Origin of the sequence: Helicobacter sp. MIT 00-7814, assembly GCF_003364115.1 — a bacterium.
Classification (GTDB): domain Bacteria; phylum Campylobacterota; class Campylobacteria; order Campylobacterales; family Helicobacteraceae; genus Helicobacter_F.
Window position 1 is genome coordinate 1 of record NZ_NXLL01000015.1, and the last position, 13971, is coordinate 13971.

General features: G+C 43.0%; 13 protein-coding genes. 2 read left to right on the top strand and 11 right to left on the bottom strand.

The genetic code is table 11. The features are described 5' to 3' along the window. The first annotated feature begins 356 nt into the window (after window positions 1-356). Window positions 357-851: a hypothetical protein gene (locus CQA49_RS05750; protein ID WP_115575015.1), complete on the top strand. Its 495-nt coding sequence runs from the start codon at window positions 357-359 to the stop codon at window positions 849-851. Here the strand turns inward: CQA49_RS05750 and panC are convergent. The 10 genes from panC to CQA49_RS05800 all read right to left on the bottom strand — a co-directional run bounded on the left by panC (window position 848) and on the right by CQA49_RS05800 (window position 9512). Then, window positions 848-1621 carry a pantoate--beta-alanine ligase gene (gene panC / locus CQA49_RS05755; protein ID WP_408938913.1) on the bottom strand — a complete coding sequence of 258 codons (774 nt, stop codon included), beginning with the start codon at window positions 1619-1621 and terminating at the stop codon, window positions 848-850. The genes CQA49_RS05750 and panC overlap by 4 nt on opposite strands. A 314-nt stretch (window positions 1622-1935) precedes the next feature. Then, on the bottom strand, window positions 1936-2280 hold the full coding sequence (rplT, locus tag CQA49_RS05760) for a 50S ribosomal protein L20 (protein WP_115575017.1): 345 nt from the start codon (window positions 2278-2280) through the stop codon (window positions 1936-1938). Window positions 2281-2368: 88 nt separating this feature from the next. Next, a complete protein-coding gene (gene rpmI, locus CQA49_RS05765) occupies window positions 2369-2563 on the bottom strand; it encodes a 50S ribosomal protein L35 (RefSeq protein WP_115575018.1) in 195 nt (64 codons plus the stop codon). A 127-nt stretch (window positions 2564-2690) separates the two neighbouring features. Next, complete coding sequence (locus tag CQA49_RS05770) at window positions 2691-3452, bottom strand: tRNA1(Val) (adenine(37)-N6)-methyltransferase (RefSeq protein ID WP_115575019.1); 762 nt, start codon at window positions 3450-3452, stop codon at window positions 2691-2693. Further along, the gene (gene ribD / locus CQA49_RS05775) at window positions 3434-4597 is read right to left on the bottom strand and encodes a bifunctional diaminohydroxyphosphoribosylaminopyrimidine deaminase/5-amino-6-(5-phosphoribosylamino)uracil reductase RibD (RefSeq protein WP_115575020.1); all 1164 of its coding nucleotides are present in this window, start codon (window positions 4595-4597) and stop codon (window positions 3434-3436) included. The genes CQA49_RS05770 and ribD overlap by 19 nt, the downstream gene beginning before the upstream one ends. 2 nt (window positions 4598-4599) lie before the next feature. Next, window positions 4600-5154, bottom strand: a complete 555-nt coding sequence (locus tag CQA49_RS05780; RefSeq protein ID WP_115575021.1) for an META domain-containing protein — start codon at window positions 5152-5154, stop codon at window positions 4600-4602. After that, entirely contained in the window at window positions 5151-5912 is a 762-nt protein-coding gene (gene murI, locus CQA49_RS05785) for a glutamate racemase (protein WP_115575022.1), read from the bottom strand. The genes CQA49_RS05780 and murI overlap by 4 nt, the downstream gene beginning before the upstream one ends. Window positions 5913-5931: 19 nt before the next feature. Then, window positions 5932-7227 carry a transcription termination factor Rho gene (rho, locus tag CQA49_RS05790; protein ID WP_115575023.1) on the bottom strand — a complete coding sequence of 432 codons (1296 nt, stop codon included), beginning with the start codon at window positions 7225-7227 and terminating at the stop codon, window positions 5932-5934. Between the two features lie 103 nt (window positions 7228-7330). Further along, on the bottom strand, window positions 7331-7987 hold the full coding sequence (locus CQA49_RS05795; protein ID WP_115575024.1) for a response regulator: 657 nt from the start codon (window positions 7985-7987) through the stop codon (window positions 7331-7333). Continuing rightward, window positions 7938-9512: a sensor histidine kinase gene (locus CQA49_RS05800; RefSeq protein ID WP_115575025.1), complete on the bottom strand. Its 1575-nt coding sequence runs from the start codon at window positions 9510-9512 to the stop codon at window positions 7938-7940. Before CQA49_RS05800 ends, CQA49_RS05795 begins: the two co-directional genes overlap by 50 nt. Before the next feature lie 192 nt (window positions 9513-9704). Here CQA49_RS05800 and CQA49_RS05805 point away from each other — a divergent pair, with 192 nt between their 5' ends. After that, window positions 9705-11078, top strand: a complete 1374-nt coding sequence (locus CQA49_RS05805; RefSeq protein WP_115575026.1) for a hypothetical protein — start codon at window positions 9705-9707, stop codon at window positions 11076-11078. A gap of 341 nt (window positions 11079-11419) precedes the next feature. Here the strand turns inward: CQA49_RS05805 and ppsA are convergent, their stop codons facing one another. Beyond that, the gene (ppsA, locus tag CQA49_RS05810; RefSeq protein WP_115575027.1) at window positions 11420-13849 is read right to left on the bottom strand and encodes a pyruvate, water dikinase; all 2430 of its coding nucleotides are present in this window, start codon (window positions 13847-13849) and stop codon (window positions 11420-11422) included. Window positions 13850-13971: the final 122 nt, after the last annotated feature.

A 13971-nucleotide genomic window follows, 5' to 3' on the forward strand; every position in this document is an offset into this window, starting at 1 on the left:
GGTTAGGGGTGCAGGGGGAAGGGGAGCAACTTCGCAATTCACGCCCCCTTCCCCCTGCAAAAAGAAAACACAAAGAATCTAAGTGGGAATGAGCTAAACAAAAAGATTCTGAAAAATGGAATCTTTTAAGGGAATTCAAAAATACAAACAAGATTCTAAAAAAGCTTAGGTTCTAAAAATGGATTGCTTCGCTTGCGCTAGCAATGACAAAAAAGAGTTGTAGGCAAATACAACGCTTACACTTGCAATGATAGAATGGGTTAATTTGCAAAACAATAAAACAAAACCAATCATAAAGGAATATTTTTTGCTAGCTGCTTAAGAAAATCTTTTAAGAAGTCTAGGAGTTTTCGTCGATGAATGTAGATTCTATGAATTATCTTAATACACTTTACAGGCAAGAGGCCTACAATCAAAGTCTGCCAAGCACCCCGCGCGAGGAAGTGCAGGACTTTCAATTGCAACAAATTAAGCCTCTGACTGAAATTTCTCAACAACAGACACTCAAAGATATTTCAGAGATTCCCACTGCGCCAGAGATTAAGGATTACTTTGAAGCCTCTTCAATGCTAAAAAAATCCCTTGAAGTCCGCGAAGATGTGCTAGGCGCGTTTAACTCAAAGCAGAGCTTTGACAATCTCGCTGATACGCTTAAAATGAGCGGGCTTATTGATTATGCCGAGCTTAGTGCGATGCGTTATCTGCGCGATAATTCCCAAAAACTTAGCTTTGATGAGTTTGAAAAAATCGCCTCAAATGATGTACAAAACCTCCAGCTCAAAGGCTTGCTAAGTAGCGTCGTGCATAAGCTCCACTATATCGATGCTATCAACGGCGGGATAATGGGTTAATACCAAAAATTATCCAAAAGTCGTGTGCGCCCAACGCGCGCGCTTAACAAAAAAATACTGTTATCTTTTTGCAAGGATTCTAAACGCCTCAAATTCCTGTCAAAAAATTTCGCGTAAAAAATATGTGTGGCTTTAAGATTTTGCCTTGCTAGACTTTCAAGCGTTGAAATATCATGCACGCCTTGAGCGATTTTTTCTTGCAAAAGCTCGATGGTGCGCGGGATACAAAGCGCAATTTCACGCTCACTTTGGCTTAGATAAATATTGCGCGAACTAAGTGCTAAACCATCAAAATCACGCACAATAGGGCAAGGCACAATCTCAAGTGGCAGAAAAAAATCTCTCACCATTTTTTGAATGATGAGCACTTGTTGCGCGTCCTTTTTACCAAAATATGCGCGCGTGGGGCGTGCAAGATTAAAAAGCTTTAGCACCACTTGCAACACACCACTAAAATGCGTAGGGCGATCAAAACCTTCCAGCATATAGCCCATTGATTTTGGTGGCAAAAGCCCCACTTCATCAAACCCACTTTCATTGGTGCTTTGCGCCATATCCGCATACAGCGTTTCAGCACTTGGAGCAAAAACCGCGCTCACTCCCGCTTCCTTGCAAACTTGCAAATCAGAATCTAGCGTGCGCGGATAACTTGCAAAGTCCTCGCCTGCGCCAAATTGCGTAGGATTGACAAAAATACTTACAATTGTGCATAAATCGCGCTTTTTAGATTCCATAATCAAACTTTTATGCCCATTATGAAGCGCACCCATTGTCGGCACCAAGCCCACACTTTCAAACGCGACAAGGGATTGCGCTTCTTTGGGTGCTTTGGATTTTTCAGACGCGATTTTGTTTTGCGCGAGATTTTCAAACTGCAAAGATTGTATATGCGCTCTATATTGCTTTAATTCCTCTGCTGTGCGTAAAATTTCCATAATATTTTCCTTGAGATTTTGTTATAAATTGTAGCATTTTTGTAGAAATATGAAATCGCAGAAGTGGTTTCAAAAATAGCTAAAATAGCCGGGGATAGCTCTGCGGATTTGCCCGCAAAGCTTAGAATCTATATTAATAAAAGAAAATTTTAGAGCTTCACACTCTTAAGCACTTTTTCAAATGCTTTGGCATCATTCATCGCCATATCTGCAAGCACTTTGCGATCTAGCTGGATATCCGCAACTTTGAGCGCATGCATAAATCTTGAGTAGCTCACGCCATGAATCCTGCACGCTGCGTTAATACGCGTAATCCACAATCGCCTAAAATCGCGCTTTTTGCGCTTCCTATCGCGGAACGCATAACAAAGACTGCGCTCCAACTGCTCTTTTGCTTTTCTAAAATGCTTTCTGCGCCCGCTGTAAAAGCCCCGCGCAAGCTTTAGAATCTTTTTATGTCGTCTTCTTCTGACAACGCCTGTTTTTACTCTCATTTTTTCTCCTTTACCTTTTTTATTTTAGGTGTGAGCGTTACGCTCGCTTGCCCTTGCTAGCTTTAAGCCATAAGGGGAGGTGGATTCCTTACGCCATACAAAGTAGGTTTTTCACGGAATCAACATTACTGCTATGAACATATTTTGGCGCGTTGAGATGCGCTTTGCGCTTAGGGCTTTTCTTTGTCAAAATGTGACTTTTGAAAGCACTGCCACGCTTGATCGCATTTTTTTTCAACTTAAAACGCTTTGCCGCGCCACGATTTGTTTTCATCTTTGGCATTGTCATTCTCCTTTCATAAAGTTAGCGCTTAGAAACGCGTGCCTTGCGCCGATATAAGACTTCCGCAAAACTTTTGCAAAAACTTTTTTGGCGCAATAAGAAGCGCGCATTTTAGCGCGTTGTAGCTTTATATTTGCTTTAAATCATCTCCATTAATCGCGCTAGATTCTATTTTTATGCTCTTTGTCCGCGCCCACTCATACACGGCTTTAAGCTCTGGCGTGTTGTCCTGCTGATTTGGGCTATTGTGCGTAAAAAGCGGGGGTAAGAGATTGAGCGCGCCTTTGTAGTCAATCTTTGCTTGCAATAAAATAAGGCTTGCGTTGCGATTTGTAAGCGGATACACAAAGCGCGCATTTTGAGCGCAGAATCCAGCCCTAAAAAGCTCATAAAAAAGCCTCCCGCTCTCCCTTGCATCATAGCAAAGCACGAGATTCCCGCGCGGTTTTAGCAGACGCTTAATGTGCCTAAAAAATAAATCTAGTGGCATAGAATCCTGCACACGCGCGAGATTCTTACGCTCATTTGGGCTTTTCAAAATTCCAGCGTTATAAAAAGGCGGGTTGCTTATCACAAAGTCAAAAAGCGTGGGCGTGGAAAAATCAAAAATATTGCAATTATGCACCAGCGCGGTTTTAGCAAAGTCCGTATTTTGTGCGTTTTTGCGCGCTAAAAAACAAGCTTTTTGCTCAAGCTCCACCATCTCAAGCGTGCAATCTCCCACCTCGCGTGCGCACAAAAGCCCCAAAATCCCACAACCCGCGCCAATGTCCAAAAGGCGCATTTTTGGCTTCAAAAACTCCCGCGCAAAAAAGGCAAGCAAAAGGCTGTCGGTGTTGTAGCAGTAGCCATCGCTTAATTGATAGAGATTTAAGAGTTTGTGAGCCATAGGCTTAAATCCTCGCCTTTTTGCTGTGTGAAAGCAAAGCTAAAGCGCGTTAGTGCGTCGTTTTGAGAAAGCGCAGAATCTAAAATAGCAGATTCTGCAAAATCCACCGCGCGCGCCTGTGGCAAAAAATTTGCAAGAAAATTTGGCGCAAGGTGGATTAAAAGCATATCGATGTGATTTTTTAAGCCTTCCATCAATGGGAATCCGCCCTCAATAATGCTAAAACCTTTTGCCAAACTAAGCTCTTCTGCATTCTCACACACGCGCACATCGCGCCCCTTTATATTTTTATTTTGCAGGGGATCAAAACTTTTGCGCGTGAGTATCTCAATCTTTGGCAAATGCGTTTTGTCAAAAGGCGCGCTGGCAAAGCGACAATCAAGCCTAGGCAAATCATGCAAAAAAGTTTTCCCCGAAACAATGATGCGCTCGCACACACTGCGCTGATTATGCGTGAAAATCCGCGCACTTTGACTTGAGATTTGCCCGCTTTTGTAATCGCCATTTAAGCGCATCGCAAGTTTAAAAAGCCTAAAAGCGCCATTTTGAGAAAGGCGCAAAAATGGCAACAATAGCGCGTGTGCCTCTTTCTCACACACGCCACTTGCCACTTCAATGCCACACTCCTGCAACCTTTGCGCGCCACCTTGCGCAAAAGTAGATTCTAAATGCGCGATCACCACGCGCTTAACCTGCAAAGATTCTATCAATTGCGCGCAAGGCGGGGTTTTGCCAAAATGATTGCAAGGCTCTAAGCTCACATACAAGGTGCATTGCGCAAAAAGCCCGCGCGCATTTGCTTTCAAAAACTCATGCAGCGCGTGGCTTTGCTCGCTCAAGAGAAGTGAAAAAAGAGAATCTAGCGCGCGGATTTTGTCATTTTTTCCCTGCATTTTCCACAAGGTGCGCGCGGCATTTGCAAAGGCATGTACTTCCGCATGTGCGCCCCCTGCCCTCTTGTGCGCGCCAACGCCTAAGATTCCATATTGCGGGGAATAAAGCAACGCGCCAACGCTTGGATTTGGCAAGCATAGCGTTTGGAATTCCCACGCGTGCGCGATTGCGCTTTTCATCAGTAGAGAATCTAGTGCTTCTTGCGGGGATTTGGCACTAGATTCAAAATTTTCATCAACCAAAAAGCTCATTTTTACTCCTGCGGTAATGCGTCCATTTCAAATGCTTCTGCGCCACTTTGGGTGAGAAAATACGCCTTGAAGCGATTGAAAAACACGATGATTTCTTTAGAATCCTTGCGCTTAAACAAATCCGGGTTGGTGATTTGCTGGTAAGGCGTGAGCGTTTTTAGGTATTCCTCAAGGCTTGCGATGGTAAATTCGCCCTCCAAATTGCGCAAAAATTCAAATTCAAAATACATCAGCTCCTCATCTTGACAAAGCTTGCGCGTGTAGGTTTTGCGCGAAATGAAAATATTTTTTTCTCTAAATTCAAAAGTCGCTGCGTAGTTGTTACAACCGGTGTTGCCAAAGATTCTATGTTGCGTGGCATCAAAGGTGAGAAGTGCGCCTTTTTGTATCCGAAATGCGCGCTCATTGATACTTAGGCGCTTTACTTCCCATTCTTTGGCTGATAGCGTGTTTGCAAGCATGTTTATTTGCGCGCCACAGCCACAAAAGACAAACAAAGCCACTAATAAAAACAAAAAATGGCTTTTGTATAGGCTAGTTTGCAAGGTGGTTTTCATGGCACTTGATAATCTTTGCCTAGCCAAAGTCTGGCGGTGTTTTTGAGCGTCTCAATGGCGTCACTTGCATAAAATTCTAGATTCTGCAAATTCTGATTTTGCGCTAGGTTGTATTTTGTCTGTATATACTGCGCGATTGCCTCTCCGCTGTGGATAAGCAGGGTTTGATCTCCAAAATATTTTTTTAAAGAATCTGCAATAAGCGGAAAATGCGTGCAACCCAAGATAAGCGCCTTTGGCGGTGTGGTGATGTTTTTAAAATAATATTCAAAAAGTGCTTCTAATGGCGCACCGCTAAAAATCCCCTCCTCCACAAATGGCACAAAAAGCCCAGTGGCTAGGCTTTGGATATTTTTAAAACCGATATTTTGCAACTTTGTCGCATAGAGATTTGAGTGGATGGTGGCTTTTGTGGCGATGACTAGGATTTGAGAATCTTTGTCTTTTATCTTATTATCCGTAGCAATAACACCGGGCGTAATCACGCCAATGACGGGGAAACTCGCGTATCTTTTTAGAGAATCTAACGCATACGCACTCGCGGTATTGCACGCAATGACAAGCATATCCACATTTTGGGCTTGAAAAAATTCTAGCGCCTCAAGGCAAAAGCGCACGATTGTGTCCTTATCCTTGCTCCCATAAGGCACGCGCGCGGTGTCGCCATAATACACAATCGAGCTAAAAAGCTTCGCATCAAGCAAACTTTTTAAAACGCTAAGCCCGCCAACTCCGCTATCAAATACCCCTACTTTCAATGCTTAATCCCTTAGATTCTCACTCTTGCGGATTCATCGCGTTTAAAAATTCTTCATTATTTTCAGTCTGCTTCATTTTGGAATACACAAAGCTTAGAGCCTCAATATCGTCCATTTGGTGCATTACATTGCGCAACGCCCACACTTTTGCAAGTTTATCTTTGCCAAGCAGCAACTCATCTTTGCGCGTGCCGGATTTCAAAATATCAAACGCAGGATAGATTCTCCTATCTGCGATATTGCGCGCTAGCACGATTTCGCTATTTCCTGTGCCTTTAAATTCCTCAAAAATCACTTCATCCATCCTCGAGCCTGTATCAATAAGTGCCGTAGCGATAATTGTCAAACTCCCGCCCTGCTCGATATTACGCGCTGCGCCAAAAAAGCGCTTTGGCTTATGCAAGGCATTTGCATCAACGCCACCGCTTAGCACCTTCCCGCTTGAAGGCGTTGCGGCATTGTATGCGCGCGCAAGACGCGTGATAGAATCTAGCAAAATCACAACATCTTTTCCCATCTCAACCTTTCTCTTTGCCCCTTCAATCACAAGCTCGGCTACGCGGATATGATTTGTCGCGGGCAAGTCAAAAGTCGAGCTAAACACCTGCCCTTTGACACTGCGCTCCATATCTGTAACCTCCTCTGGGCGCTCATCTACGAGCAAAACGATGAGCTCTACTTCTGGGTGGTTTTTAGAGATTCCATGCGCGAGCTCTTTCATAAGCTCGGTTTTCCCTGTGCGAGGTGGCGCGACAATAAGCGCGCGCTGTCCCTTACCAATGGGGGAAAATAAATCAAGCATCCTGCCTGTGACTTTGTCTGATTGATATTCAAGCTTGAGCTGCTCTATGGGGAAAAGTGGCGTGAGATTGTCAAAAAGCGGGCGGTTTTTGATCTCATCAAGCGAAATAAAATTCACCGCCTCGATTTTTAGCAATGCATAATAGCGCTCTTGATCCTTTGGCGGGCGCACTTGTCCGATGACGATATCGCCATTCCTTAGCGCAAAACGGCGGATTTGACTTTGAGAAACATAAGTGTCATTTTGGCTGTTGCTAAAACTTTTTTCCGTAGCGCGCAAGAATCCATGCCCTTCGCTCATAATCTCCAAAGTCCCGGTAAAAAGGATGTAGCCGCCTTGAGAGACTTGCGTTTTAAGAATCTCAAAAATCAAATCCTGTCGCAAATATTCTTGCGGATTCTCAATCCCAAGCCCCTTGCCAATTTCAATAAGCTTGCTAACAGATTTGCTTTTTAAATCCTCTAGTTTGTAGCCATCGACAGGCGTATGCGTTCTGGTTTTTTCTACTGCCATTTGATTCCTTAGGTTAGTGAAGTATGGAGAAGTTGTGTTATGCGGTCTGGTTGAAAAAGCGCGATTATAGGTAATCTTTGCTTAAATGCAAGTTAATACAAGCTTAAGATTTGCTCGGCACAAAATCTGGGTGGAATTGATAAACTTTATTTTTTATTTTGATGAGAATCCCCGTATCAAGGAGCTGTTTAAAGGTCTTTACAATTGTTGGTTTGCTAACATTGAGCCCTTGCAAAATATCCTCATATGAGCCATGGAAGGTGTTATTTTCATCGCAATGCTCGATGAGAAATTTAATAATCTCAATTTTTTTCCCGCCCACAAAGGTAGAAATGGTGTCGATAAGCAGATTCTGTGCTTTTATCTCTTGCGCCTGAAGGAAAGGCAAAATCGCCTTTTGCATGCTTTTTAGTAGAGAATCCAAATTGATTGGCTTCACCATATAGCCATCGACTTTTTGCTCGATTGCCTCAAGCAAATATTTTACCTCCGTATGCGCGGAAGTGATGATTATAGGCGTGTTTGGCTGCTCTGAAGCACGGATAAGATGCGTTAACTCTAGCCCGCTAATTTTTGGCATCAAAACATCTGTGATCACAAGATCAATTTTGTGCTTTCTAAATAATCGCCACGCCTCGCGCCCATTTTTTGCCACAAAAAGATTTCTTACATAATCTTCTAACAGCATTGCTGTAAGCTTTAGCGTCTCGCTATCGTCCTCTGCATACAATACATTTAAGTCTTTGAGACATTGGTTCATTGAGCTTGTCTTCCTTAATGTCGTTTTGTTTGTAAGGGATAATGATACTAAACAGCGCGCCATTATAAGTTTTTCCGTCTAAAAACTCAATATTTTGCACGCCCATTGCGCCATAAAACTGCTTTTCGACAATCTGCTTTGCCATATAAAGCCCGATTCCTATCCCAGCGGCTTTGTGCTTGGTGGTAAAATAGGGCTCAAAAATCTTATTAATATCCTCTAGCAAAATCCCGCCCGCATTATCCCTCACGCGGATACATAAGCTTTCATCATTATCGCTGGGGCAAGTGTGTATGCTTATTTGGATATGGCGCTGATTTTTTGCCACTTTGCGGATTCTAAATGCATCAATGGCGTTGTTTAAAAGCACCAAAAGCACCTGCGTAAAAGCATTTTCATATCCTAGCACTTCATAATCCCCGCGAATATCCAAATCCACCTTAATGCTATCATCCTCCAGCACGCTTTTAATAAGCTCCAAAGAATCCAAAATCGCCTTGTTGACACTAAAATGGCTTTTTTCTTTGTTTGGGCGGAAAAAGCTACTAAAGCTCTCAATCGTCTCTGACATATTTTTTGCAATCTTTAGCCCCAACTGCGTTTGAGAATCAATAAACACAGAATCTAACTTGCCTGCTTTAAATTTGCTCTGAAAGCTTTGTATGAGCAAGGTTAGCGCGTTAAGTGGCTGGCGCCATTGATGCGCGATATTATGTATCATTTCGCCCATTGACGCAAGGCGCGCCTGCTGATAGATGAGCAAATCTTTTTGCTGGTTTTGCTTAACTTCGTGCTCGATTGATTTTTGCAAGTTTGCATTGAGAATCTGAAGCTCGTTAGTTTTTTGTGCCACAAGGCTTTCTAGGGAATTATACGCGTTATTAATAGAATCTGTGATTGTTTTTGAAAGCATAAAAAAGAGGCTCGCTAAAAGCAGCACAAAAAACCCAAGAAGCATAAGGCTACTTTGATAAATAGAATCGCTCACTTCCTTATTGAGACTTGAAAGCTCGATGTTGATATGCAAAAGCCTCAAAAAAAGCTTGTTATGCTCTTTTGAAATTTGCGCGCTAAGGATGGAATCTATCTCGCTTGAAAGCGCGCTTTGCTCGGCTTGAAGCGCGAGGATTTTTGCACGCAAATCTTGCAAAAAGAGATTCTGATATGTTTGCTTAATAGTATGCAAAAACCTATGCGCGCTATCTTGCAAACGCAGATTTTCTTTGTATTCTTCCCACAAAAGGTGGATTTGGGCTAGCTCCTGTGTCGCGCGACTTTGCACCTCGCCTTGCTTAGAATCCACACTCCGAAGGGCATCTTCATAAAGTGAATTTATCTCATTAATAGAAAGCACGCTAAATTTTTGGCTTGGATAGTTGCTGTCATAATCCGCCTTTAGCCCCGCCAACGCCAAAAATCCGGTAAATGAACAGAGCAAAAAAATCCCCACAATAATGTAGAGCAAAATCTCATTTTTTGTCTGTATAGAGGTAGCTTGAAGTTTTTGAGTTATACGCGCAAACACTTTATTCCTTAATTAAATTGCATCATCATAAGGCGCTTAAATCTCGCCCGCCTTAGTTTAAGTCACTTTCGCACGCGTATTCTACCTTGTCTTAATTGACGAATTTCTAAAATTTTCTTAGAATCTAGCTTTTTAATTTTTTGCAGTTTTAGGCTTGCAAAGTAATATTTTAATTGAGCAAAAGGAAGCAAAATGAAAAATCTGAAAAATTTTCTACACAAAATACGCGGGATTTTTATCATCATGGCATTTGGCTTTAGTGCGCCTTATGCTTTGGCGCAAGATTTGCCAAATACTACAAGTGCCACAAACACCAAACCCGCGCCAAAAAAGCCAGCTATAAGCGATAAGCCAATCACTGAAAAAGACTTTTTGGCGCTGCTAAAAGATCTGCGCCAAAATGGTGGCGGCATAGATGATGATATGGACGATGACGACGCAGACGATGATTCGCAAGGCAAAGTCGCCTTTGAGAATAGTCCGCAAGCGCGCGTGATAAATTTCATCAAAACCTACGAAAAGCACAATCTATCATTTCTTGATGATCTAGAATCTAGCGCGAGCCTTGCTAGAGAAAAGGCATTTGTGGAGCTCTATAGGAAGTATTTGCGCTCGATTTTGCTAGCAGTGATTGGTCTTTATAACCAAGATATGGATGCAGGGTGGATAGGCTCAGGGTGGAGAGTCCTAGAAAATATTTCTGCTGATCAAGAGCGATTTGTAAGAAGCGTGGCTACTAACTCTAGCAAGGATTATGCGAGATTCTTTGATTTTGTAGCCACACTTCCTGTGTCTGATTTTTGCGATTCTTCTACTTGCGGGCATTCTACAGAGTTTTATATCGTCGCAAATGCATCAAAAGAGCTACAAACGCCCAAAAACAAAGCGCGCATCACAAGTATCGCAAATCACGGCTTTGATGGCTATGTCAGCTATATGATAATGACGCCAGGAGGTCAGGAGGAAGCCGTAGAGGATTTTTTTAGCAGTTTGAGAAGATCTGGGATTAGCGAGCAGCAGCTAGGTGAAATCGTGCGGTTTTTTGACTATGCTGGCGAATATGATGAGTCTGACGATAGCAATGAGTCAGAATATAGCGAAATTCTTTTGGGAAAGCTAGCACTTTATTGGGCGCATGAGTATTTGACACAGCTGTATAATGCCAAGATGATTTTGCATATTGAAGTTAAGCCCAATGAGGCGAGCGAGATTTTGGCTCACACTGATTATGACATCTGCGCGGATTCTACGAGCCTAAATAGCGCGACAAAAAAGCTTTGCGAGAAAGAGGTAGCAAAGTCTATAGATAGCGATGATTTGCTGCCAAATGTCGGCTCGCGCGCAAGTGATATGGACGATAAGCGCGATATAAAAGAGGCGCAAAAGTTTTTTATCGCGGATAGGCAAAACTGCATAATCACTAGCTATGAGAGCAAAAATGGCGCGCTAATCCCCACCGCCACGCCCTCTTATACCAACAAATCCCCGCTATGCAAAGCCCTGCAAGAAAGCATCAAAAAGCAGATAAAATCCACGCCACCTATCCAAATAAGCACAAAAAAATAGGTGCAATAATGCAGAATCTAGATTTGGCAAATTTAGATTCTAGCACTTGGAGAGTTACCAAAGAGACTTGCTCTGTTTAATAGTAGATTTAAGATATTTTTTGTCATTTAGGGATTGGAAGCCCGAAGCAAATCTATTCTATTAATTGAACTACTTTAATAAATATTACTCATCAAAGCTTTACTTCGCATGCATTGATAAGATTTAGAGTTTCTCTAGCGCTATTTGGTATTTAAAGAATCTGTTTTCTTTAAATATGCATCTACGCGGGAGTAAATCCCGCTACGCGCTCATACTCAGTGTTTTTTGTTGATTGGAATTTTAAGATTTTCTTGTGTCGGCTAAATTTTTAGGTTTTTTTCCAATTCCGCGACAAATTGCCATGTTTTTACCACAGAATCTGGGTTGAGTGAGATTGAGCTAATGCCCTCTTTTACGAGGAATTCTGTAATCTCTGGGTAGTCGCTTGGCGCTTGTCCGCAGATTCCACAATATTTATTGTGGCGTTTGCACGCTGCGATAGCTTGCTTAAACATCGCAAACATCGCCGGATTGCGCTCATCAAAAATATGGCTTACAAGCTGTCCATCTCTATCCACACCCAAAGTGAGCTGCGTAAGGTCATTTGAGCCGATAGAGTAGCCATCAAACATACTCAAAAACTCATCAGCCAAAATCACATTCACAGGCAGTTCGCACATTACATAGATTTCTAGCCCATTGCGCCCAGATTCTAGCCCATTGCGACGCATAATCTCAAGCACCTTTCTCCCCTCCTCTGGCGTGCGCAAAAATGGAATCATCACTTTCATATTTGTAAGCCCCATCTCATCGCGCACCATCGCTAGCGCCTCGCATTCCCACTCAAACGCCGTGCGATAAAGATCAGAATAATACCTACTCGCCCCGCGATAGCCTAGCATTGGGTTTTCCTCTTGTGGCTCGTAGCCCGCACCTGCGACCATTCCGCGATATTCGTTTGACTTAAAGTCGCTTGTGCGCACAATCACAGGATTTGGATAAAACGCCGAGCAAATCATACCAATGCCTTCAGCAATCTTTTTCACAAAGAAATCCTTTGGATTCTCATAGCCTGCCATGAGTTTTTCAATCTCTGTGCGCTCCTTAATCTCCTTGCCTTTGCCATTTTGTATGTCAAGTAACGCGAGCGGGTGGGCTTTAATCTGATTTAGCACGATAAGCTCCATACGCGCCAGCCCCACGCCATTATTTGGCAATTTTGAGAATCCAAAGGCTTTTTCTGGATTCCCAACATTCATATAAATTTTGGTTTTTGTCTTGCCGAGATTATCAAGCTCGATTGCCTCGACTTCGTAATCGCAAATGCCCGCATACACGTAGCCTTCTTCGCCCTCTGCGCAAGAGACGGTGACTTCCATACCGGTATAAAGCCTATCTGTCGCGCCCACCGCACCAACAATTGCCGGCACACCGATTTCACGCGCTACGATCGCCGCGTGACATGTGCGCCCACCGCGATTTGTAATCACAGCCGCAGCCTTTTTCATCGCTGGTTCCCAATCTGGGTCGGTGTTGTCAGTTACGAGAATTTCACCCTCTTTAAAGGTATTCATATGCTCGATATCATTGATAATGCGCACTTTCCCCGCGCCAATCTTCCCGCCAATCGCGCGCCCTGTGATAATCACCTCGCGCTTTTCATCGCTATTTTTAAATTTAAAGGTTTCTAGGCGATTGCGAGATTCTTTTTTGATAGCTTGACTTTGCACGGTTTCTGGGCGCGCCTGCACGATGAAAATTTCACCACTATCGCCATCTTTTGCCCATTCCATATCCATAGGGCGATATTCGCCTGCTTCTTTAGTGTAGTGCTCCTCGATTTTCATCGCATAGCGCGCGAGTACGAGGATATCTTCATCAGTGATTGAGAAAGTGCGAAGTTCTTTTTGTGTGGTTTTGATATTTTTTGTAGGGTGTTCGCTTCCGCGAGGTGCATAAACCATTTTTTGGTGTTTATGTCCGAGCTGGCGCTTTATGATAGGGCGTTTGCCTTCTTTCAGCGTAGGTTTGAAAACATAAAATTCATCAGGATTCACAGTTCCACCCACGACATTTTCGCCAAGTCCCCAAGATGCGGTGATAAACACTGCGTCCTTAAAGCCCGTCTCTGTATCGATACTAAACATAACGCCCGCACTTCCCCTATCAGCGCGCACCATTTTTTGCACGCCCACAGAAAGCGCGACTTTGAAGTGATCAAAGCCCCTTGAAGCGCGATAGCTCACCGCTCTATCGGTAAATAACGACGCCAAACAAGATTTAATATAATGGATAAGCTCCGCCTTGCCTTTAACGCTTAAATAAGTATCTTGCTGTCCGGCAAAGCTCGCATCGGGTAAATCCTCCGCAGTAGCCGAGCTACGCACCGCTACATCGGCTTCTTTCATACCATATTCTTCACTCAAAATTTTATATGCTTTAAAAATTTCTTCTCTCAAATCATCAGGGAAAGGCGTGCCAAAGATGAGTTCGCGGATTTTTTTAGAACGCGTTTTAAGCACATCGATTTCAGTTACATCTACGCCTTCAAGTAAATCTTGGATTTTTTGTCTAATCCCGCCAGAATCTAGCAAATACCAATACGCCTCACTTGTGATTGCAAAGCCATTTGGCACTTTTATGCCTTCACTTACTAGCTCTTGAAACATCTCTCCAATGCTCGCGTTTTTACCGCCCACAATGGGGACATCTCTATTATTAAGTTCTTTAAAAAACTTTATATACTTCATTGCGATTTGCTCCTAGGGTTGATTTGAAAGTTAATCAAGGCGAACATTTTATTGAAACAAAGCTTAAATTTGTTTAATTGCAGAAGAGATTTTAAACTTTTAGTGTAGTTTTGGCTAGATTC

Excerpts from the sequence above, each read along its gene's own strand:
- CQA49_RS05750 (WP_115575015.1), top strand. The coding sequence starts at position 357 with ATGAATGTAGATTCTATGAATTATCTTAATACACTTTACAGGCAAGAG.
- panC (WP_408938913.1), bottom strand. The coding sequence starts at position 1,621 with ATGGGTGCGCTTCATAATGGGCATAAAAGTTTGATTATGGAATCTAAA.
- rplT (WP_115575017.1), bottom strand. The coding sequence starts at position 2,280 with ATGAGAGTAAAAACAGGCGTTGTCAGAAGAAGACGACATAAAAAGATT.
- rpmI (WP_115575018.1), bottom strand. The coding sequence starts at position 2,563 with ATGCCAAAGATGAAAACAAATCGTGGCGCGGCAAAGCGTTTTAAGTTG.
- CQA49_RS05770 (WP_115575019.1), bottom strand. The coding sequence starts at position 3,452 with ATGGCTCACAAACTCTTAAATCTCTATCAATTAAGCGATGGCTACTGC.
- ribD (WP_115575020.1), bottom strand. The coding sequence starts at position 4,597 with ATGAGCTTTTTGGTTGATGAAAATTTTGAATCTAGTGCCAAATCCCCG.
- CQA49_RS05780 (WP_115575021.1), bottom strand. The coding sequence starts at position 5,154 with ATGAAAACCACCTTGCAAACTAGCCTATACAAAAGCCATTTTTTGTTT.
- rho (WP_115575023.1), bottom strand. The coding sequence starts at position 7,227 with ATGGCAGTAGAAAAAACCAGAACGCATACGCCTGTCGATGGCTACAAA.
- CQA49_RS05795 (WP_115575024.1), bottom strand. The coding sequence starts at position 7,987 with ATGAACCAATGTCTCAAAGACTTAAATGTATTGTATGCAGAGGACGAT.
- CQA49_RS05805 (WP_115575026.1), top strand. The coding sequence starts at position 9,705 with ATGAAAAATCTGAAAAATTTTCTACACAAAATACGCGGGATTTTTATC.
- ppsA (WP_115575027.1), bottom strand. The coding sequence starts at position 13,849 with ATGAAGTATATAAAGTTTTTTAAAGAACTTAATAATAGAGATGTCCCC.